Here is a 19,710-nt window from a genome sequence, read left to right as displayed (position 1 = left end):
ACGCGCCGGGGCGGGGCTTTTCTTTGCCCGGCCGTCTTCTGCCGTTCCCCCGCACCCCCCTTTGTTCCGGCGGTGAACAATGGGTACCGTCTGCGTGTCCCTCCCGTCCACGGGACGGTCGGTCGGTGGCCGGCGCCCCGGGGACGGTTAGGCTCTAGTCGCACGGCGCGGCCGCAAGGCACACGCCCCGCACTTCCAGCGTCACATCCCAAGAAGGAGATGCTCGTGCCGTCCATCGACGTCGTCGTAGCCCGGGAAATCCTGGACTCCCGAGGCAACCCCACGGTCGAGGTCGAGGTCGGCCTCGACGACGGCAGCACGGGTCGTGCCGCCGTCCCGTCCGGCGCCTCGACGGGCGCCTTCGAGGCCATCGAGCTGCGCGACGGTGACCCCAACCGCTACCAGGGCAAGGGCGTCGAGAAGGCCGTCCTCGCCGTCATCGAGCAGATCGGCCCGGAGCTGGTCGGCTACGACGCCACCGAGCAGCGCCTGATCGACCAGGCCATGTTCGACCTGGACGCCACCGACAACAAGGGCTCCCTCGGCGCCAACGCCATCCTCGGCGTCTCCCTCGCCGTCGCCCACGCCGCCTCCGAGGCGTCCGACCTCCCCCTCTTCCGCTACCTGGGCGGCCCCAACGCGCACCTGCTGCCGGTGCCGATGATGAACATCCTCAACGGCGGCTCGCACGCGGACTCCAACGTGGACATCCAGGAGTTCATGATCGCCCCGATCGGCGCGGAGTCCTTCTCCGAGGCCCTGCGCTGGGGCGCCGAGGTCTACCACACGCTGAAGAAGGTCCTGAAGAACAAGGGCCTGGCCACCGGTCTCGGCGACGAGGGCGGCTTCGCCCCGAACCTCGGCTCCAACCGCGAGGCCCTGGACCTCATCCTGGAGGCCGTCAAGGAGGCCGGCTACACCCCCGGCGAGCAGATCGCGCTCGCCCTGGACGTGGCCGCGTCCGAGTTCTACAAGGACGGCTCCTACGTCTTCGAGGGCAAGAACCGCTCGGCCGCCGAGATGACCGAGTACTACGCGGAGCTGGTCGAGGCCTACCCGCTGGTCTCCATCGAGGACCCGCTGTTCGAGGACGACTGGGAGGGCTGGAAGACCATCACCGCCCAGCTCGGCGACAAGGTCCAGCTCGTCGGCGACGACCTGTTCGTCACCAACCCCGAGCGCCTCGCCCGCGGCATCGAGGAGGGCGCCGCCAACGCCCTGCTGGTCAAGGTGAACCAGATCGGCTCGCTGACCGAGACCCTGGACGCCGTCGAGCTGGCCCAGCGCAACGGCTACAAGTGCATGATGTCCCACCGCTCCGGCGAGACCGAGGACGTCACCATCGCCGACCTCGCCGTCGCCACCAACTGCGGCCAGATCAAGACCGGCGCCCCGGCCCGCTCCGAGCGCGTCGCCAAGTACAACCAGCTGCTGCGCATCGAGGAGATCCTCGACGACGCCGCGGTGTACGCCGGCCGCAGCGCGTTCCCGCGGTTTCGCTCTGCGAACCAGTAAGCACAGCAAGGGCTGAGCCACGAGCTGACCCAACCTGGGGTAAGGCTTAGCCAGTCGTCCGTACGTCCCCGGACTCGGTCCCGTACCGTGTCCGGGGACGTACGCACGTGTGAGGCCACACCGACGAAGGGGAGCGGAGGAGCCAGATGGCCGCCAGGGACCGGGACCGTTTCTCCACCGCGACCAGGCTGCGGCTGCTCGGTGAGCAGACGGCGGCCCGGGTCTACCGCTCGCAGAGCAGGCGGCAGGCCCGCCGCTCCCGGCTCACCGGCCGCGCCGCGCTGCTCGCGCTGGTGCTGTGCTCGCTGGTCGTCGCGCTCGCCTACCCGATGCGGCAGTACGTGTCCCAGCGTGCGCAGATCTCCGACCTCCAGCGCCAGCAGCAGCAGGCCCGCAAGCGGGTGGAGCAGCTGCGCGACCTCAAGGCGCGCTGGCAGGACGACGCCTACGCCGAGCAGCAGATCCGGCTCCGGCTGCACTATGTGATGCCGGGCGAGACCGGGTACACGGTGGTCGACCCGCGCCTGGTCAAGCAGTCCCGCGCCGACCTGAGGGGAGCCAGGCGCCCCTGGTATGCGAACGTCTGGGACGGAGTCGACAAGTCCGACGCCTCCGACCAGTGAACCCACAGAAAGCCTTTCTAGAACCAGTCATGGAAACCCCCCCGCCGCCCACCCCGCGCACCGAGCCCACCGACGCGGACGTCGAGGCCTTCAAGCAGCAGCTCGGCCGCCCGCCGCGGGGCCTGCGGGCCATCGCGCACCGCTGCCCGTGCGGCCAGCCGGACGTCGTGGAGACCGCGCCGCGGCTGCCCGACGGCACGCCCTTCCCGACGACGTACTACCTGACGTGCCCGCGCGCCGCCTCGGCGATCGGGACGCTGGAGGCGAACGGCGTCATGAAGGAGATGACGGAACGACTGCAGCGCGACCCCGAGCTGGCCGCGGCCTACCGGGCGGCGCACGAGGACTACATCGCGCGCCGGGACGCCATCGAGGTACTGGAGGGCTTCCCCAGCGCCGGCGGCATGCCCGACCGCGTGAAGTGCCTGCACGTCCTGGTCGCCCACTCGCTGGCCGCGGGACCGGGGGTGAACCCGCTCGGCGACGAGGCGCTCGCGATGCTCCCGGAGTGGTGGCTGAAGGGGCCGTGCGTGCAGCCGCTCCAGGCCCCCGACCCGGCGGACGAGCACCCCGGTGAGGCGGGAGCGGTCTTCGACCCCGCCGAGGTCCGCAGCGGCTTCTTCGCCGAAAAGCCCCCGGTCCCGGAGGGCTTCTCCCGGGTCGCCGCCGTCGACTGCGGCACGAACTCCATCCGGCTGCTGGTCGCCGACGTCAACCCGGCCACCGGCGAACTGCTGGAGCTGGACCGGCGGATGACGATCGTGCGGCTCGGCCAGGACGTGGACCGCACCGGCCGGCTGGCGCCCGAGGCCCTGGAGCGGACCTTCGCCGCGTGCCGGGAGTACGCCGGGGTGATCCGCGAACTCGGCGCCGCCAATGTTCGGTTCGTCGCCACCTCCGCCTCCCGCGACGCCGAGAACCGCGACGACTTCGTGCGCGGGGTGCTGGACATCCTCGGGGTCGAGCCGGAGGTGATCAGCGGCGAGCAGGAGGCCGAGTTCTCCTTCACCGGCGCGACCAAGGAGCTGACCGGGCGGGACGACCTGGCCAGGCCGTACCTGGTGGTGGACATCGGCGGCGGCTCGACCGAGTTCGTCGTCGGCGACGACCGGGTGCGCGCGGCGCGCTCGGTGGACGTCGGCTGCGTGCGGATGACGGAACGTCACCTGGTGCAGGACGGCAAGGTCTCCGACCCGCCGGCCGCGGAGCTGATCGCCGCGATGCGGGCCGACATCGAGGCCGCCCTGGACCTCGCCGAGGAGACGGTCCCGCTGCGCGAGGCGCGCACCCTGGTGGGGCTCGCCGGGTCCGTCACCACCGTCTCCGCCATCGCCCAGGACCTGCCCGAGTACGACTCCGCGCGCATCCACCACTCCCGGATCTCCCGCGACCGCGTCCGCGAGATCACCGAGTGGCTGCTGCGCTCCACCCACGCCGAGCGCGCGGCGGTCCCCTCCATGCATCCGGGCCGGGTCGACGTCATCGGCGCGGGCGCGCTGGTGCTGCTCGCGATCATGGAGCGGACCGGTGCCGAGGAGGTCGTGGTGAGCGAGCACGACATCCTCGACGGCATCGCGTGGTCGGTGGCGTAGCTCTCTTTTGTTACTGACGGGTAGCGGTCTACTGAGCAGGCCGGATAACGTTTGAGCGGCATGGAGGGGCCCCGCGGGGCCCCTCCGGTGCGATCACCCGGGAAAGTTCGTGAAGTTCTTCACAAGGAATTCGGCCCGGTCACGCCGCGAACGGGGGCCGATGGGCCCTTCCGGGGGGTCAAAGGCCGTTTGAACATGTTCAGATGAAGGGCGCGGGGGCGCTGCGGAAAGAGTTGTTCCGGGCGCGTCTCGGGAGCCTCACCACCGCCCCGCCGACCCGGAGAGGCAGCTCACGCGGCATTGACAACGGTGCAATGGGGGCTGCGGTTCCCTGGGCCGCCCATGATCCGCGTCACGCGGGCCGCGGAGTGTAGCACAGGGCCTGTCATACCTTGTGAAGGGGCGCACGAGCACCCCCCTCGGAGCGGGTGGATACTCGATGGCATGAGCACCACGGAGCGTCCCAGGATCCTCGTAGTAGGCGGTGGGTACGTAGGCCTGTACGCAGCTCGGCGCATTCTCAAGAAGATGCGCTACGGCGAGGCGACCGTCACGGTCGTCGACCCCCGGTCGTACATGACCTACCAGCCCTTCCTCCCCGAAGCCGCCGCCGGCAACATCTCCCCTCGCCACGTCGTCGTCCCGCTGCGGCGCGTGCTGCCGAAGGCGGAGGTCCTCACCGGTCGGGTCACCACCATCGACCAGGACCGCAAGGTCGCCACGATCGCCCCGCTGGTGGGCGAGGCGTACGAGCTGCCCTTCGACTACCTCGTCATCGCGCTCGGCGCCGTCTCCCGCACCTTCCCGATCCCCGGCCTCGCCGAGCAGGGCATCGGCATGAAGGGCATCGAGGAGTCCATCGGCCTGCGCAACCACGTGCTGGAGCAGCTGGACAAGGCCGACTCCACCAACGACGAGGAGATCCGCCGCAAGGCGCTCACCTTCGTCTTCATCGGCGGTGGCTTCGCGGGCGCGGAGACCATCGGCGAGGTCGAGGACATGGCCCGGGACGCGGCCAAGTACTACAAGAACGTGTCCCGCGAGGACATGCGCTTCATCCTCGTCGACGCCGCCGACAAGATCCTCCCCGAGGTGGGTCCCAAGCTCGGCCAGTACGGCAAGGAGCACCTGGAGAGCCGGGGCGTGGAGATCTACCTCTCCACCTCCATGGACTCCTGCGTCGACGGCCACGTGGTGCTGAAGAACGGCCTCGAGGTCGACGCCGACACGATCGTGTGGACCGCCGGCGTCAAGCCGAACCCGGCCCTCGCCCGCTTCGGTCTGCCGCTGGGCCCGCGCGGCCACGTCGACTGTGAGCCCACGCTCCAGGTCAAGGGCACGGACTACATCTGGGCCGCCGGCGACAACGCCCAGGTCCCGGACCTCGTCGGCCGCAAGGCGGGCAACGAGAACGCCTGGTGCCCGCCGAACGCCCAGCACGCGCTGCGCCAGGCCAGGGTGCTCGGCGACAACGTGGTCTCCGGCATGCGGGGCTTCCCGCAGAAGGAGTACGAGCACGCCAACAAGGGCGCGGTCGCCGGTCTCGGCCTGCACAAGGGCGTGGCGATGATCGTCATGGGCAAGATGAAGATCAAGCTCAAGGGCCGCCTCGCCTGGTACATGCACCGTGGCTACCACGGTCTGGCGATGCCGACCTGGAACCGCAAGATCCGCGTCTTCGCCGACTGGACGCTCGGCATGTTCCTCAAGCGCGAGGTCGTCTCCCTCGGCGCCATGGAGAACCCGCGCGAGGAGTTCTACGAGGCCGCCAAGCCGGCGCCGGTCGCCGCCGCGAAGACCGAGGAGAAGGCCAAGGCCTCCTGACCCCGGTCACCTGAAACACCCCCGAAGGGGCTGCCTGCCATCCGTGGTGCGGGCGGCCCCTTCGGCGTGTTCCGGCCCCATCTGTATGGCCACTGCAACTATTTTGCTCAGTTGTAACTCCTTTGCGGGACTGCGCGGGACAGCGGACGGTGTTTACGTGGTTACCGGCATCCGGGATCGTCGTCTTGGAGGTGTGCGCCATGGCCGACGCCGCGTCGCGGCTCAGGAGTCTTGCCGAACAGGTGCTGGGAGCCGCGCTCCCGGTGCGGATCCGGGCCTGGGACGGCTCGCAGGCCGGGCCGCCGGACGCGCCGGCGCTGGTCGTGCGCAACCGCCGGGCCCTGCGCCGCATGCTGTTCAAACCGGGCGAGCTGGGCCTTGTCCGCGCCTGGGTCTCCGGGGACCTGGACATCGAGGGCGACCTGTACGCCACGCTGGACGCGATGGCGGGGCTGGTCTGGGAGCGCGGCGAGGACGCCCGGGGCCTCGTGGAGTCCCTGCGCGACCCCGCCGTACGGGCCGCCGCACGCGAACTGCTGAAGCTGGCCGGGCCGCCGATTCCGCCCGCGCCGCCGGGCGAGGAGGTCCGCAGACCGCGCCGGCACCTGCACACCCGGCGCACCGACCGGCGGGCCATCAGCCACCACTACGACGTCGGCAACGACTTCTACGAGATCGTCCTCGGGCCGTCCATGGTGTACTCCTGCGCGTACTGGGAGGACGGCGGCACCCTGGAGACCGCCCAGCGGGACAAGCTCGAACTCGTCTGCGCCAAGCTGGGCCTGAGGGAGGGGCAGCGGCTGCTGGACGTCGGCTGCGGCTGGGGCTCCATGGCGATCCACGCCGCCCGTGAGCACGGGGTGAGCGTCGTCGGGGTCACGCTGTCGCAGGAGCAGGCGGCGTACGCCCGCAAGCGCGTCGCCGACGAGGGGCTGACCGACCGGGTGGAGATCCGCGTCCAGGACTACCGGGACGTCACCGACGGGCCGTTCGACGCCATCTCCTCCATCGGCATGGCCGAACACGTCGGCGCCGAACGCTATCTGGAGTACGCCACGCAGCTGTACGGCCTGCTGCGGCCCGGCGGACGGCTGCTCAACCACCAGATCGGCCGCCGCCCGCAGCGCGACGAATCGGCGTACGAGGTCGACCGGTTCATCGACGCCTACGTCTTCCCCGACGGCGAACTCGCCCCGATCGGCACCACCGTGACCCAGCTGGAGCGCGCCGGGTTCGAGGTGCGGGACGTGGAGTCCCTGCGCGAGCACTACGCCCGCACCCTGCGCCGCTGGGTGGCCAACCTGGAGGGGGACTGGGAGCGCGCGGTCCGGCTCACCAGCCCCGGCCGGGCCCGCGTCTGGCGGCTGTACATGGCCGCCTCCGCGCTCGCCTTCGAGCACAACCGGATCGGCGTCAACCAGGTCCTGGCCGTCCGCACCCCGGAGTCCGGCGCCTCGGGGCTGCCGCTGCGCACCCGGACCTGGAACACCTGAGCGACCGTGAGGGGCCCCGCGCCGGCGGGGCCCCTCCTGCGGTGCCGTACCGCTACTCGGCCTTGATCGCCGCCAGCATGTTCAGCCGGGCCGCGCGCCGGGCCGGCCACAGCGCGGCGAGGATGCCGACCGTGCCCGCCAGCAGCAGGAAGACGGCCATCCGCCCCCAGGGCAGGACGAGTTCGTACGTCGGCATCTTCGTGCCCAGCAGCTGACCGGCGGCCCAGCCGAAGAACACGCCGAGCCCGATGCCGAGCACCCCGCCGAACAGGGAGATCACCAGGGACTCCAGGCGGACCATCCGCTTGACCGCCTTGCGGTCCAGGCCGATCGCGCGGAGCATACCGATCTCCTGGGCGCGTTCGAACACCGACATGGCCAGGGTGTTGACGACACCGAGGACCGCCACGATCACCGCCATGCCGAGCAGGCCGTAGAGCATGTTCAGCATCGTCGTGAACATCTGCGCGATGCTGTTGGAGATGTCCTGCTTGTCCTGGATCTTGATCGCCGGGTTCCTGCCGAGGATCTCGGCCAGCCGGTCCTTGGTCGCGCCGGAGGCGCCGCCCGCCGTCCTGACCATGACCTGCATGTCGGCCGGGTCCTTCAGATGCGGGGTGAGGACCGTGTCGTCGAGCATGATCCCGTTGATCAGGTCGTTGCCCTCGTAGACACCGGCGACGGTCAGGGTGCGCGCCCTGCCGTCCTCGAAGTGCGCGGTGAAGTGCGAGCCGGGCGTCCAGCCGTACTCCTTGGCCCGGTCCTTGTCCACGACGACCTGCGTGCCGCTCACCTTGAAGGTGCCGTCGTCGACCTTCAGGTCGGTCAGCTTCCCGATGGACGAGCCGTCGACCCCGGTCAGGAACTCGGTCCTGCCGTCGATGCGGGACTCGGCGTTGCGCAGCGGGCTGCTGGCGGTGACGCCCTTGGCGGTGGCGAGCTTCCGCGCCACGTCCGGGGAGAGCGGGGAGCGGTTGGCCATCGAGACCACGTAGTCCGCGCGGATCGCCGAGGAGGCCATCTTGTCGATCGCGGTCTGCAGGCTGCCCGCCATCACCGTCATCCCGGTGATCAGGGTCAGGCCGATCATCAGCGCGGAGGCGGTGGCCGCCGTACGGCGCGGGTTGCGCACCGAGTTCTGCCGGGCCAGCTTGCCCGACACGCCGAAGGCGCGCAGCACCGGGGCGGCGGCCGCGATCAGCGGACGGGACAGCAGCGGGGTCAGGATGAACACGCCGATGATCAGCAGGACCGCGCCGAGACCCATCGGGCCCTGGGCGGAGTCGGCGTCCATCGTCGTGGCCGCGAGGACCACCGCGACGCCGGCCCCCGCGAACAGCGCGCCGAGCGTGTTGCGCAGCACCAGCGACTTGGTGGTGGCCTTGGCGTGGACGCTGCTCATCGCCGCCACCGGCGGGATCTTCGCGGCGCGCCGGCCGGGCAACCAGGCGGCCAGCATGGTGACGAGGACGCCGACCGCGAGCGCGGCCGCCACCGTGCCGGGACTGATCACCAGCGGTCCGTCGGGCACGCTCGCGCCGAAGGAGCCCAGCAGCGAGCGCAGCCCCGCGCCGATGCCGATGCCGGCGGCGAGCCCGGCGACACCGGCGACCGTGCCGACCGCGAACGCCTCGATGAGCACCGAGCGGGTGACCTGGCGTCGGGAGGCGCCGACCGCGCGCAGGAGGGCCAGTTCCCGGGTGCGCTGGGCGACCAGCATGGTGAAGGTGTTGGCGATGATGAACGTGCCGACGAACAGCGCGATGCCCGCGAACACCAGCAGCGCCTGCCTGAGGCTGCTCATCGAGTCGGCGATCTGCTTCGCCTGGTCGTCGGCGAGCTGCTTGCCGGTGGTGGTCTTCACCAGGTGCGCGGGCAGCGCCTTGTCGAGCGCGGCCTTCAGCGCGGTCTGGCTGGTGCCGGGCGCGGCCTTGACGTCGATCTCGTCGTAGCGGCCCTTCTTGCCGAACAGGGCCTGCGCGGTGGGCGTGTCGAACAGGGCGAGGCTGCCGCCGGCGGAGACGTTGCCGTCGTCGGTGGTGAAGACGCCGGCGAGCCTCGGGGTGAGGACCGGGCCGTTCACGGACAGGCGGACGGTGTCGCCGACCCGGTAGCCGGCCCGCTTCGCGGTCCTGGAGTCGAGCAGCACCTCGCCGCTGCCGTGCGGGGCGTGGCCGCCGATCAGCGGATAGCGGGCGTCCCTGGTGCCCCAGTAGTTGCCGCCGTTGGACTGCCAGTCGCCGCCGACGAGTTTGCCGTGCCGGTCGGCGACGGCGGTGAAGCCGCTGACGACGCCGGTCGCGGAGGCGGCGCCGGGGACCTTCGCGGCCTTGTCCAGCGTGGCCTGCGTCAGGTCGGACAGCTTGCCGACGCTGTCGCCCCTGGACTCCTGGTACTCGGGCTGTACGGCGACGTCGACCTGGTCGAAGCCCTTGGCGGAACTCCTCTGGTAGGCGTCGGAGATGGTGTTGGTGAAGACGAGCGTCCCGGAGACGAAGGCCACGCCGAGCATCACGGCGAGGACGGTCATCAGCAGCCGGGCCTTGTGCGCGAGCACGTTGCGCAGGGCGGTGCGGAACATCAGGAGGTACGGCCCTTCGCGTCGAACTCGGGGGTCTGGGGGTTCCCCCCAGAAAGATGGCGCATGGTGTCGAGAACGGATTCGGCGGTGGGGCCGTACATCTCGTCGACGATCCGGCCGTCCGCGAGGAAGATCACGCGGTCCGCGTAGGCGGCGGCCACCGGGTCATGGGTCACCATGACGACGGTCTGGCCCAGTTCCCGCACGGAGTTGCGCAGGAAGCCCAGGACCTCGGCGCCGGAGCGGGAGTCGAGGTTTCCGGTCGGCTCGTCACCGAAGATGATCTCGGGCCGGGAGGCGAGGGCGCGGGCCACGGCCACGCGCTGCTGCTGGCCGCCGGAGAGCTGCGACGGCCGGTGGCCGAGCCGGTCCTTCAGGCCGACCATCGCGATGACCCGGTCGAGCCAGGCCTTGTCCGGCTTCCGCCCGGCGATGTCCATGGGCAGGGTGATGTTCTCCAGGGCGGTCAGCGTCGGCAGCAGGTTGAACGCCTGGAAGATGAAGCCGATCTTGTCGCGGCGGAGCTTGGTGAGCTGCCGGTCCTTCAGCGAGCCCAGCTCGGTGTCGCCGATCCGCACGGACCCGGAGGAGAACGTGTCGAGGCCCGCCACACAGTGCATCAGCGTGGACTTGCCGGAGCCCGACGGGCCCATGATCGCGGTGAACTCGGCCTGCCGGAAGCCGACGGAGACCCGGTCCAGGGCGACCACCCGGGTCTCACCCTGCCCGTAGATCTTCGACAGCTCCGTGGCGCGCGCGGCCACTGCGGTGGTCCGGTCTGCGGTGGGTGTGGTGGTCACGGGACGGTGCTCCTGTCGGGACGACGTGTGTTCCATGGGGACCGTTCCATCGTCCCGGCGCCACGGACGCCTGGAGTCAGTCGCTGTTCCGGTTCCGGAGGGCGACTCGGGTCGGACGGGAGGGCACCGTGTCATACCTGGGGAGGACGGGGGACCCTGACTGGAACGGGTGGAACACCCTCGTTCGGACGGTGAAATTCCGTCATTCCACGTACGCGAGAACGCCCCTCACGGCACGCTGTTGGCAAGTGCGGATGGCCCGTTCCGCGGGCTGATGCACCCTCAGACGTCAATAAAATAAGACAACATCGGTCCGCCCTTCCGCTGTTCGGGGGATGCGTCCCGATAGGCTCGGACATCGAAGCGGAGCCCATGCCCTGCCCGGATGGTGGAATGCAGACACGGCGAGCTTAAACCTCGCTGCCCCTTCGCGGGCGTGCCGGTTCAAGTCCGGCTCCGGGCACTCGCTCCTGCACCGTACGCGACCCACGATCTTCTTCTCCCGCACACGGCTGCTGCGGTTGAGTGACAAGTAGTACGGCTCCCCGAGGACGTTCACGCTGTGACGAGCCGATTTCTCTTAGTTTCGTCACAGATTCGGATGTGTCGGCGGCAGGTGGTCGCCTGCGTCCGCCACCCATGGAGGTCCTCGGATGAATCTTCGCCCCTGGGTTGCAGCGCCGCTGGCGGGTGCGGCCATCGCTCTCGTGTCTCCGGCGGCCGGCGCGGCCGCGCAGCCGGCCGTACGGTACGAAGGGGACGGGCCGCATCGTCACCACAATCCCTACCGGGACTGCCACAGCCGCCGCGGCGTCGTGCTCATCGACAAGGGCCTGAGGGCGATTCTGACCAACGGCCCGCGCGGCCCGGAGGCTCTCGTCATCCAGGGCAGCTCGGCGACGTCCTCGTCACCGGCGGCGCCGTGGGACACCTTCACCGTCTCGACCTACATGAACGCGGAGTATCCCACCCAGACCTCCGGCCAGTACGAGTTCGCGATCCGTGAGTTCTTCCGGCTGCATCCGCTCCTGGAGGTGCGGGCTTTCGGCGTGCACAAGCGGTTCTTCCCCTTCCCGGCCACCCACTGCCGCGACGACCGGGACGACGGTGACCGCGGGGGCGGCGCTCCTCCGAAGGACGGCGCGGTCGTCGACGGCAGCGGCTCGCCCAGCTCCCCGGCGCCCCAGAAGGGCCCCGGGCACACCGTGTCCCCGAGTGACACCGAGGCGGCCGGCTGGAGCGGCAGCCTGCTGAGCGTGAAGGGCATCCTGATCGCGGCCGGCGGTCTGCTGGTGGTCGCGGGACTGCTCGCCGCGGCCTGGTTCCACCGGCGTCGCTCCGCCGAGTGACAGCCGGACGCGACATCCCGCGAGGTTTCTGCCCCCTGACGTCAGGCGCGTCAGGGGGCAGAGGCCTTGGGGCATCGGCCGGGTGAGAGGGAGGGGCCGACCTCACTCGGAGAAGGGGAAGAGGTAGTGCTCCAGGGCGGTGCCCACGGCGTGCAGAAGGCGCGCTGTGAAGGGGCTTTCCTCTCCTCCGGGAAGTACCTGGGGATCGATGACCCCCGGTGCGTACACGCCGCCGGGGTCGCCGGCCGGCGAAGGCGCGGGTGCGGCCGTGGCGGTGGCGCCGGGGGCCGGGGCCGTGTCGCCGGGAGCGGCTGCGGGGCGGGGGGTGGCCGAGTGGTGGGGCTCGGCCGGGCTCTTGTGCTTCCGGCCCGCTAAGCCGCCGATCCCGGCCGACGTACCGCCGCCGGTCGTGGTCCCGCCGCTGCCGGTCGTCCCGCCGTCGGTGGTCCCGCCGCCGCTGGTGGTCCCGCCGCTGCCGGTGGAGCCCGCGGTCGTACCGCCGATGACGGAACCACCGCTTCCGGAGGACGTCGCCCCCGAGGGGCTGGGCGAGGCCGAGGAACTGGCTGCGGCCGAGGGGCTCGGGCGCGGGTCGTGGGGGCAGAGGAAGTCGGGATCCTTGATTCCGTAGCTCAGACCCCACACCCAGTCGCAACCGCCGTGGTACGCCCTGACCCAGCCGCAGTAGGGGCCGCCGTAACTGCGGCAGGGCGGCGCCGGGGGTGTCTGCGGGGAGGGATCCACGGGGGACGGCTCGGGCGACTCGGCTCTGATCCGCTCGGCGCCCAGCGCGCTGACCATGCGGACCTGTTCCACGCCGGAGCCCGGGGAGGTGAAGTGCGTGGCGACGAAGGGCACGGCGACGGCCGAGGCGCAGGCCGCCACCGTCGCAGCAGCGAGAGCGCAGCGGGTCAGACGCATAACTGTTCCTCTCGGCTTTGCGGTCTGTCGGAAGGTGCGAACGAACTCTGTGCACGAGAGCGCCGCCGCTGTGAGCGCTGGAGCTGAACGTATGGTTTGCAGACACCCCCGACCACCAGCGAACCGCCCGTCAGGCGGCCTTGCGCCGGTTTTTCACCCGAAGAGTCTCGCCTCGATCGTGCGGCGCCTCACCCCTCGTAGACCGTCAGCACCGCGCCGTCCACCTCGATGCGCCGGCCCGCCCGCAGCCCGTCCGTGCGCAGCGTGCGCAGGCAGGTGTGGAACAGCGCCAGCTCGTCCGCGTCCAGGATCGCGGCGGCGAGATCCAGCAGTTCGGTCACCGCGTCCTCGGTGAGCACCTGGGGCAGCTCACCGGAGAGCAGGACGACCGATTCACCGGCGGGCCCCCGGACCACCGCGGTGGCCGGCCCGCCATGCACGAACAACACGTTCCCCCCCAAAGAGCCCGGGTGGTCGTACGGCTCTCGCTCCTCGGGCAGACGAGAGACTAGCGGGGGATGTGGCACCCTTCGGGTGCAGTTGCATGATTTTTCCGGCACAGCCGGGAAGCGGACCTTCCGGTCACTTCTCCGGTGCGGGGCGCGCCGAGCGGCCGAGCAGGGACTCGACCAGGGCGGTGACATGCCGGCGGTCCTCGGCCGACAGCTGCTGCACGCTGGCGATGAGCAGCTCCACCTCGGGATCGGTGCTGCGGGCGGCCGCGGCGGCCGGGTCCTCGTCGGACGGGCCGCCGTAGACGTGGATGCCGCAGGCCTCGGCCGCGGCCCGGCGCACGGTGTCGAGCGGCAGCTCCAGGCCCTTGGCCAGGCCTTCCAGGGTGGTGGCCTGGGGCATGCGGACGACCCGGTCGGCGGTGGCCAGGTGGTGCACGGTGGAGCGGGGCACGCCGCCGCGCCGTGCCACGTCGCCGTACGACCAGCCCTGGCGGTCGAGACGCTCACGGATCAACTGCTGCAGTGCGTTGGCCACCGAAGTCCACTTCCTGCTCGCCGCTCGACCTGACCGTCCCTGTCCGCGCCGATTCTACGGTCGGGTAGCGGGGCCGCCGAAAGGGTGATTCACCGAACGGGTTGCGCGACGGTGCCGCGAGGCCCTAGTGTCCAATCTCGTTGGACAGTTCGTCCGACCAAGTTGGACAGAGTCCGGGGGGAACCTGACTCTCTCCGACCGGAACCGCCTGTTTCCCGAGGGGGAATCGACCATGTTGAACGCCCATGAGCTCGACGCCGAGTCCGCGGAGCTGCTGCCGGGCCGTGAGGCCCTGGGCCGGCTGAAGTTCAGCTTCGGCAAGACGGTCACCGTCACCAAGCACGTCGCGAACATCAACGCCCACAACGAGTCCGCCGCCCTGAACGACCACTCCTCGTGCTCGGTGGCCGAGTCCGGCGCCTCCCAGACCATCAGCGTCAGCCAGTAGCCCGCGCGCACCGACCGACCCACCACGAAAGGAACCACCACCATGAGCATGGACATGCGCGAGCTGGACGGCGAGTCCGCGGAGCTGCTGCCGGGCCGTGAGGCCCTGGGCCGACTGAAGTTCAGCTTCGGCAAGACGGTCACCGTCACCAAGCACGTCGCGAACATCGACGCCCACAACGAGTCCGCCGCGCTGAACGACCACTCCTCGTGGTCGGACGCCGGTTCGTCGGCCCAGCAGACGATCAGCGTCAAGCAGTAACGGCACCACCGCGACACCGGCCGCGGGGCGAATCGCACGCGTGCGGGGCGTCCGCCCCGCGGCCTTGGGGGGACATGCGCGGGGGTTGGGGGAACAGCGTGGGGCTTGGGGGGAACAGCGTGGGGGGAGACCACGGATGACGGTGCTCGACGAAGGCGCCGACGCCCTGTACGACACCGGTCCGGTGCCCGGGCCCGGCGGCTGGCCGGTGACGTACGAGCAGGTGACGACCGGCAGCCTGCCGACCGTCGCGGCGCCGGTCCGGCCGGCGCCGCGGCTCAGCGCGGGACTGCGGCTGCACGGCGAGTACCAGGGCTCGGGCTTCACCGAGCCGAAGTACATCGCCCGTCGGGGGGACGGGCAGGTCGTGCAGCTGTCGCGGCTGCTGTACCTGGTGGCGTCGTCCGTGGACGGGATCCGCGACGCCGAGACGATCGCCCACCGGGTCAGCGCCCGCTACGGCCGCGAGGTCAGCGCCGAGAACGTCCGCTACCTGCTGGAGAACAAGCTCCAGCCGCTCGGGGTGACGGTGCCCGAGGGCCAGGAGGACGACGAGGTCGACGCCCCGCGCTCCGACCTGCTGCTCGCCCTCAAGGGCCACCGGGTGATCTTCGACGAGCGCCGCACCGGGCGGATCGCGCGGGCCCTGGCCTGGCTGCACCGCCCGGCCGTGGTCGCCGCCGTGCTGCTCGCGGCGCTCGCGATGGACGTCTGGCTGTTCGGCTTCTTCGGGGCGATCGAGCCGGTGCTGGAGGTCCTGGACCAGCCGGTGCTGATCCTCATCGTCTTCGGGCTCACCGTGGCCTCGCTCGTCTTCCACGAGTTCGGCCACGCCTCCGCCTGCCGGTACGGCGGCGCCCGGCCCGGCTGCATCGGCTGCGGGCTGTTCCTCATCTGGCCGTCGATGTACACCGACGTCACCGACGTCTACCGGATCTCGCGCGGAGGCCGGCTCCGCACGGACCTCGGCGGGGTGTACTTCAACGTCGTCTTCATGCTCGCCATGGCCGGGGCCTACTTCGCGACCGGGGCGCAGTTCTTCCTGGCCGCCGTCTACCTCGGGCACTTCGAGATCCTGGAACAGCTGATGCCGGCCGTCCGCCTGGACGGCTACTACATCCTCGGCGACCTCGCCGGAGTGCCGGATCTCTACGGCAAGATCAAGCCGATCCTGCTCTCGCTCGCGCCCGGCGCCAAGGGCCGGGCGGCGCGCACCGAGGTCGCCGGGCTCAAGCGGTCCGCGCGCGCCATCGTGGCCGGCTGGGTGCTGACCATGGTGCCGCTGATCGCCGGCGAGATGGGCTACGCGCTGTGGAACCTGCCCCGGATCCTCACCACCATGGTGCGCTCGCTGACCGAGCAACTCCTCGGCACCGGCGCGGCGTTCGCGCACGGGCAGATCGTCGCCGGGCTCGTCGGGGTGATCGGCAGCGTGATGCTGCTGTGCCCGATGGCCGGTGTCGTCTATCTCTCCGTGAAGATCGGCGGCCGGCTGCTGCGGGCCGCGAAGCGCTCCACCGCCGGGCGGCCCCGGCTGCGCCTCGCGCTGTGCGTGCTGGCCCTCGCCGGACTGACCGGGCTCTCCTACGCCTGGGTGTCCGGGATGACCCCGAAGCCGCTGCCGAAGAAGCCCCCGATCGCACCGATCCTGCAGCCCGGGGTGCCGACCGAGGCGCCCTCGCCAAGGGACGCCGCGACCCCGGGCCACGACGGGCACGGCGGGCCCGGCACCGGCGGCGCCTCCGTCTCGCCGTCGGCGGTGCCGGGAGCCTCGGCCTCCGCGTCGGGGGACGCGGCCTCGCCCGGCGCAGCGGCGAGCGCGTCCGTCTCGCTGCCCCCGTCCTCGGCGTCGCGGCCGGCGGCGCCGGGCACGACGACCGGATCCGGATCCCACGGGCCGGAGTCGTCCTCCGGCGGCGCCACCGCGGATCCCACCCCGCCCACCAGCCAGGACCCCGGCCCCTCGGCCTCCCCGACCCCGTCGGAGAGCGTCCCCGCGTCGACGGCCGGGAGTCCGACGGCGGCACCGAGCGACGCCTCGCCCGCACCGGCGTCGTCCTGACACCGCATCAGCCACACCTCTCCGGCCCGCGCGGGCCGCCCGAACCCTGTACGGAGACCCCATGAGCAGCCACCGCAAGGCACGCTCCAGCAACCATCCCTTCGCCCGGCACGCCCTGCGCATGGGCCTGTTCGCCGCCGGAGCCGCCGGCGTCGCCGGCGCGGCCACCGCGGTACCGGCGCAGGCCCTGACCGGCACGGCGCACGCGGCGTTCGCGTCCGACCACGTCTTCAGCCACGCCGACCGGGCCCACCACACGCGGGCCGAGGACTCCTTCACCATCCGCCAGTTCGGCACCGTGAACGCGGCCGGGGTGCGCAACCAGGCCAACGCCGTCTCCACCGGCTGCTCGGCCGACGACCACTGCCGGTCGGTCGCGCTGTCCTTCCAGATCGTCACGATCGCCGGCGAGCGCACGCACCTGAACGCCGTGAACCTCAGCGACGCGGCCAACAAGGAGTGCACCGGCTGCCAGACCCTCGCCGGCGCCTACCAGTTCGTCGTCTCCACCCCGGCTCCGCTCACCCTGGACGCCGGCGCCCGGCAGAAGCTCGCCGACGTCCACCGCAGGCTGGACGCGCTGACCCGCTCCACGCTGCCGGCGGCCGAGCTCAAGCAGCGCGTCGACGGCCTCGCGGGCGAGGTGAGCGCGGTCCTGCGGGACGCGGTGGCGCACGCCCCGAAGGCCGAGGCCGAGCCCACGGTCACCCTCCACCGCCACCTGGACGGCTGGCCCGGGCACTGACCGCCCCGCCGCCGCGCACGGCCGTCCGCCGGTTCCGAGATGCCCCTCGAGGACCCGGCGGGCGGCCGCCTCGCGTGCGCCCGTGGACAGCGGACCCATTGACATCGGATGCCCTCCGGCGCAGACTCGGCGCGCGGAGCGTCAGTGAAAAAAAGTTCACCTGACGAACGCCATGAACGCCACGCACGCCTCGTCACCGCCTAGAGTCGACCCCGAAGGGACGTACCGATGCGCACCACCGTCGGCATCATCGGAGCCGGGCCGGCCGGACTGCTGCTCGCGCGGCTGCTGCACCGCGCCGGCATCGACTCGGTCGTCCTGGAGAGCCGCGACCGTGCCTATGTGGAACATCGGCAGCGCGCCGGAATCCTGGAGCAGGGCACGGTCGACGTGCTGCGCGCGGCCGGCGCCGGGGAGCGGATGGACCGGGAGGGGCTGCGGCACGACGGCATCGAGCTGCGCTTCGACCGGCGCCGGCACCGCGTCGACTTCCCCGGCCTGACCGGCGGCCGGTCGGTGATGGTGTACGCCCAGACCGAGGTCTGCAAGGACCTGATCGCCCTTCACATCGAGGAGGGCGGACCACTGCTGTTCGAGGCCGAGGCGCTGGCCGTCGAGGGCGCCGAGGGCGGCCGGCCGCGCATCCGGTTCCGCCACCAGGGCCGCGAGGACGTGCTGGAGTGCGACTACGCCGTCGGCTGCGACGGCTTCTGGGGCGTGTCCCGCAAGGCCTTCCCCGCCGCCCTGTCCCGCACGTTCGAACGGGTGTACCCCTACGCCTGGCTCGGCATCCTCGCCGACGTCGCCCCCTCGCACGACGAACTCGTCTACGCCCGCCACGACCGCGGCTTCGCCCTGCTGTCCATGCGCTCCCCCTCCGTCTCCCGCCTCTACCTCCAGGTGCCCGCCGACGCGAAGGCGGACGACTGGAGCGACGAGGAGATCTGGGACGAGCTGGAGCGCCGTTTCGAGACGGACGACGACTGGCGGCTGGAACGCGGCCCCATCACCCAGAAGTCGGTCACGCCGATGCGCTCCTTCGTGCACGAGCCGATGCGGCACGGCCGGCTCTTCCTCGCCGGTGACGCCGCCCACATCGTGCCGCCGACCGGCGCCAAGGGACTGAACCTCGCCGTCGGCGACGTCGTCACCCTCGCCCGTGCCCTCGCCCACGAGAAGGAGACCGGCTCGGCCGAGCTGCTCGACGCCTACTCCGCGACCTGCCTGCGCCGCGTCTGGCAGGCCGAGCGGTTCTCCTACGACATGACGACGATGCTCCATCCGGCCCCGGACGCCACCCCCTTCGACGCCCGCCTCCAGCTGGCCCGGCTGGACCGGATCGCCGCCTCCCGCGCGGCCGGCACCGACCTGGCGGAGGCGTACACGGGATTCCCTCTCGACGGTTAGGTCGCAGGTTCGTCAGGGAATGCGATCAACCGTGGCCGGGAATCACCGGCTCACGTAGCGTGTTGCGCAGCACGGTGAAGGAAAGATCCTCCTGAAGTACGACGATCGGCCCTTTGCCAATCCATTACTCTTGAGCCAAGGCTGCGCACGGCAGCCATGGAGGAGTGAAATGAGGAGCAGCAACCCGGTCTTCTCGCGACGGGGGTTCAGCCGCACCGGCGGCTACGCCGGTTTCCACACCGCACCGCAGGCCGGGTACGCGCAGGGCAACCCGTACGCGCAGAACCCCTACGCCCAGAACCCGTACGCGCAGCAGGACCTCCAGCACGGAGCCCCGCCGCAGGCCCCCGTCACCACCGACCGGATGACGATGGACGACGTCGTCGTCCGCTCGGCCATCACGCTCGGCACCGTCGCCGTCGGCGCCGTCCTCGCCTGGGCGCTGCTGCCGGTCACGGCCACCAGCTACGGCCTGGCCGTCGGCTCGGCGATCGTCGCGTTCGTGCTGGCGATGGTCCAGAACTTCAAGCGCACGCCGTCGCCCGCCCTGATCCTCGGGTACGCCGCGTTCGAGGGTGTCTTCCTCGGCGTCATCAGCGAGATGTACAACAGCCGCTGGAGCGGCGCCCCCTTCCAGGCGGTGCTCGGCACCATGGCGGTCTCGGCCGCGACCCTGCTGGTCTACAAGGCCGGCTGGATCCGCGTCACCGCCCGCTACGCCCGCATCGGCATGGCCATCGCCCTGGGCTTCCTGGTGGTCATGGCGGTGAACCTGCTGCTGGTCGCCTTCGGCGTCGCCGAGGACGGCGGTCTGCGCAGCTTCGGCCCGCTGGGCGCGCTCGTCGGCATCGTCGCCATCGTGCTCGGCGCGTTCTTCCTGACCCTCGACTTCAAGCAGATCGAGGACGGCATCGCCTACGGCGCCCCGCGCAACGAGTCCTGGCTGGCCGCGTTCGGCCTCACCGTGACGCTGGTCTGGATCTACCTGGAGATGCTGCGCCTGGTGGCGATCTTCACCAACAACGACTAGCGCACACGCAGGTCGCCGCGCCGGTCGTGAAACGCCGGTTGTGAAAAGGGCCCCGGAGTTCCGCTCCGG

17 protein-coding genes, 1 tRNA gene and 1 pseudogene are annotated in these 19,710 nt (G+C 71.2%); 14 read left to right on the top strand and 5 right to left on the bottom strand.

Going from position 1 to position 19,710, the window contains the following annotated elements; all coding sequences use genetic code 11:
* Nucleotides 1–225 precede the first annotated feature (225 nt).
* From eno to ACGFZN_RS11240, 6 genes and pseudogenes are all read left to right on the top strand, one after another.
* Complete coding sequence (gene eno, locus ACGFZN_RS11265) at nucleotides 226–1,515, top strand: phosphopyruvate hydratase (protein WP_393858196.1); 1,290 nt, start codon at nucleotides 226–228, stop codon at nucleotides 1,513–1,515.
* Nucleotides 1,516–1,661: 146 nt separating this feature from the next.
* Entirely contained in the window at nucleotides 1,662–2,138 is a 477-nt protein-coding gene (locus ACGFZN_RS11260; protein WP_393858195.1) for a septum formation initiator family protein, read from the top strand.
* 29 nt (nucleotides 2,139–2,167) lie between these two features.
* A pseudogene (locus tag ACGFZN_RS11255) lies at nucleotides 2,168–2,572 on the top strand (DUF501 domain-containing protein); the annotation flags it as partial.
* Nucleotides 2,573–2,827: 255 nt separating this feature from the next.
* Complete coding sequence (locus tag ACGFZN_RS11250) at nucleotides 2,828–3,730, top strand: exopolyphosphatase (protein WP_393858566.1); 903 nt, start codon at nucleotides 2,828–2,830, stop codon at nucleotides 3,728–3,730.
* A 444-nt stretch (nucleotides 3,731–4,174) separates the two neighbouring features.
* Nucleotides 4,175–5,554, top strand: coding sequence for an NAD(P)/FAD-dependent oxidoreductase (locus ACGFZN_RS11245; RefSeq protein ID WP_393858194.1), 1,380 nt, complete (start codon nucleotides 4,175–4,177; stop codon nucleotides 5,552–5,554).
* A 200-nt stretch (nucleotides 5,555–5,754) separates the two neighbouring features.
* Nucleotides 5,755–7,047 carry a class I SAM-dependent methyltransferase gene (locus tag ACGFZN_RS11240; protein ID WP_393858193.1) on the top strand — a complete coding sequence of 431 codons (1,293 nt, stop codon included), beginning with the start codon at nucleotides 5,755–5,757 and terminating at the stop codon, nucleotides 7,045–7,047.
* A 52-nt stretch (nucleotides 7,048–7,099) separates the two neighbouring features.
* Here ACGFZN_RS11240 and ACGFZN_RS11235 read toward each other — a convergent pair whose 3' ends face one another.
* Both ACGFZN_RS11235 and ACGFZN_RS11230 read right to left on the bottom strand, forming a co-directional pair.
* A complete protein-coding gene (locus ACGFZN_RS11235) occupies nucleotides 7,100–9,628 on the bottom strand; it encodes an ABC transporter permease (RefSeq protein WP_393858192.1) in 2,529 nt (842 codons plus the stop codon).
* Nucleotides 9,628–10,428, bottom strand: coding sequence for an ABC transporter ATP-binding protein (locus ACGFZN_RS11230; RefSeq protein ID WP_393858191.1), 801 nt, complete (start codon nucleotides 10,426–10,428; stop codon nucleotides 9,628–9,630). Before ACGFZN_RS11230 ends, ACGFZN_RS11235 begins: the two co-directional genes overlap by 1 nt.
* 379 nt (nucleotides 10,429–10,807) lie before the next feature.
* On the opposite strand from ACGFZN_RS11230, the gene ACGFZN_RS11225 reads away from it, so the two are divergent.
* A tRNA-Leu gene (locus ACGFZN_RS11225) sits at nucleotides 10,808–10,891 on the top strand.
* 190 nt (nucleotides 10,892–11,081) lie between these two features.
* Nucleotides 11,082–11,777 carry a hypothetical protein gene (locus ACGFZN_RS11220; RefSeq protein WP_393858190.1) on the top strand — a complete coding sequence of 232 codons (696 nt, stop codon included), beginning with the start codon at nucleotides 11,082–11,084 and terminating at the stop codon, nucleotides 11,775–11,777.
* A gap of 102 nt (nucleotides 11,778–11,879) precedes the next feature.
* Here ACGFZN_RS11220 and ACGFZN_RS11215 read toward each other — a convergent pair whose 3' ends face one another.
* The 3 genes from ACGFZN_RS11215 to ACGFZN_RS11205 form a co-directional block, all read right to left on the bottom strand.
* The gene (locus tag ACGFZN_RS11215; RefSeq protein WP_393858189.1) at nucleotides 11,880–12,698 is read right to left on the bottom strand and encodes a hypothetical protein; all 819 of its coding nucleotides are present in this window, start codon (nucleotides 12,696–12,698) and stop codon (nucleotides 11,880–11,882) included.
* A 188-nt stretch (nucleotides 12,699–12,886) separates the two neighbouring features.
* Nucleotides 12,887–13,138: a hypothetical protein gene (locus ACGFZN_RS11210; RefSeq protein WP_360157895.1), complete on the bottom strand. Its 252-nt coding sequence runs from the start codon at nucleotides 13,136–13,138 to the stop codon at nucleotides 12,887–12,889.
* Between the two features lie 142 nt (nucleotides 13,139–13,280).
* Entirely contained in the window at nucleotides 13,281–13,688 is a 408-nt protein-coding gene (locus ACGFZN_RS11205; protein ID WP_361983164.1) for a helix-turn-helix transcriptional regulator, read from the bottom strand.
* Nucleotides 13,689–13,920: 232 nt separating this feature from the next.
* Between ACGFZN_RS11205 and ACGFZN_RS11200 the strand changes: the two genes are divergently transcribed.
* The 6 genes from ACGFZN_RS11200 (at nucleotide 13,921) to ACGFZN_RS11175 (ending at nucleotide 19,641) form a co-directional block, all read left to right on the top strand.
* Nucleotides 13,921–14,136, top strand: coding sequence for a hypothetical protein (locus ACGFZN_RS11200; RefSeq protein WP_330339548.1), 216 nt, complete (start codon nucleotides 13,921–13,923; stop codon nucleotides 14,134–14,136).
* 42 nt (nucleotides 14,137–14,178) lie between these two features.
* Complete coding sequence (locus ACGFZN_RS11195; RefSeq protein WP_393858188.1) at nucleotides 14,179–14,397, top strand: hypothetical protein; 219 nt, start codon at nucleotides 14,179–14,181, stop codon at nucleotides 14,395–14,397.
* Between the two features lie 136 nt (nucleotides 14,398–14,533).
* A complete protein-coding gene (locus tag ACGFZN_RS11190; RefSeq protein ID WP_393858187.1) occupies nucleotides 14,534–16,459 on the top strand; it encodes a hypothetical protein in 1,926 nt (641 codons plus the stop codon).
* Between the two features lie 61 nt (nucleotides 16,460–16,520).
* Complete coding sequence (locus tag ACGFZN_RS11185) at nucleotides 16,521–17,204, top strand: hypothetical protein (protein WP_393858186.1); 684 nt, start codon at nucleotides 16,521–16,523, stop codon at nucleotides 17,202–17,204.
* A gap of 228 nt (nucleotides 17,205–17,432) precedes the next feature.
* Complete coding sequence (locus tag ACGFZN_RS11180) at nucleotides 17,433–18,611, top strand: 4-hydroxybenzoate 3-monooxygenase (protein ID WP_393858185.1); 1,179 nt, start codon at nucleotides 17,433–17,435, stop codon at nucleotides 18,609–18,611.
* A gap of 169 nt (nucleotides 18,612–18,780) precedes the next feature.
* Nucleotides 18,781–19,641 carry a Bax inhibitor-1/YccA family protein gene (locus tag ACGFZN_RS11175; RefSeq protein ID WP_393858184.1) on the top strand — a complete coding sequence of 287 codons (861 nt, stop codon included), beginning with the start codon at nucleotides 18,781–18,783 and terminating at the stop codon, nucleotides 19,639–19,641.
* The last annotated feature ends 69 nt before the right edge of the window (nucleotides 19,642–19,710 follow it).

Source organism: Streptomyces sp. NPDC048192 (genome assembly GCF_043202415.1).
Classification (GTDB): Bacteria; Actinomycetota; Actinomycetes; order Streptomycetales; family Streptomycetaceae; genus Streptomyces.
Note: the sequence above shows the minus strand (reverse complement) of the source record. Positions and strands in the feature narration are given on the sequence as shown.

Coding starts and splice junctions, on each gene's coding strand:
- ACGFZN_RS11260 (WP_393858195.1), top strand. CDS start 1,662: ATGGCCGCCAGGGACCGGGACCGTTTCTCCACCGCGACCAGGCTGCGG.
- ACGFZN_RS11245 (WP_393858194.1), top strand. CDS start 4,175: ATGAGCACCACGGAGCGTCCCAGGATCCTCGTAGTAGGCGGTGGGTAC.
- ACGFZN_RS11240 (WP_393858193.1), top strand. CDS start 5,755: ATGGCCGACGCCGCGTCGCGGCTCAGGAGTCTTGCCGAACAGGTGCTG.
- ACGFZN_RS11235 (WP_393858192.1), bottom strand. CDS start 9,628: ATGTTCCGCACCGCCCTGCGCAACGTGCTCGCGCACAAGGCCCGGCTG.
- ACGFZN_RS11220 (WP_393858190.1), top strand. CDS start 11,082: ATGAATCTTCGCCCCTGGGTTGCAGCGCCGCTGGCGGGTGCGGCCATC.
- ACGFZN_RS11215 (WP_393858189.1), bottom strand. CDS start 12,698: ATGCGTCTGACCCGCTGCGCTCTCGCTGCTGCGACGGTGGCGGCCTGC.
- ACGFZN_RS11200 (WP_330339548.1), top strand. CDS start 13,921: ATGTTGAACGCCCATGAGCTCGACGCCGAGTCCGCGGAGCTGCTGCCG.
- ACGFZN_RS11195 (WP_393858188.1), top strand. CDS start 14,179: ATGAGCATGGACATGCGCGAGCTGGACGGCGAGTCCGCGGAGCTGCTG.
- ACGFZN_RS11190 (WP_393858187.1), top strand. CDS start 14,534: ATGACGGTGCTCGACGAAGGCGCCGACGCCCTGTACGACACCGGTCCG.
- ACGFZN_RS11185 (WP_393858186.1), top strand. CDS start 16,521: ATGAGCAGCCACCGCAAGGCACGCTCCAGCAACCATCCCTTCGCCCGG.
- ACGFZN_RS11180 (WP_393858185.1), top strand. CDS start 17,433: ATGCGCACCACCGTCGGCATCATCGGAGCCGGGCCGGCCGGACTGCTG.
- ACGFZN_RS11175 (WP_393858184.1), top strand. CDS start 18,781: ATGAGGAGCAGCAACCCGGTCTTCTCGCGACGGGGGTTCAGCCGCACC.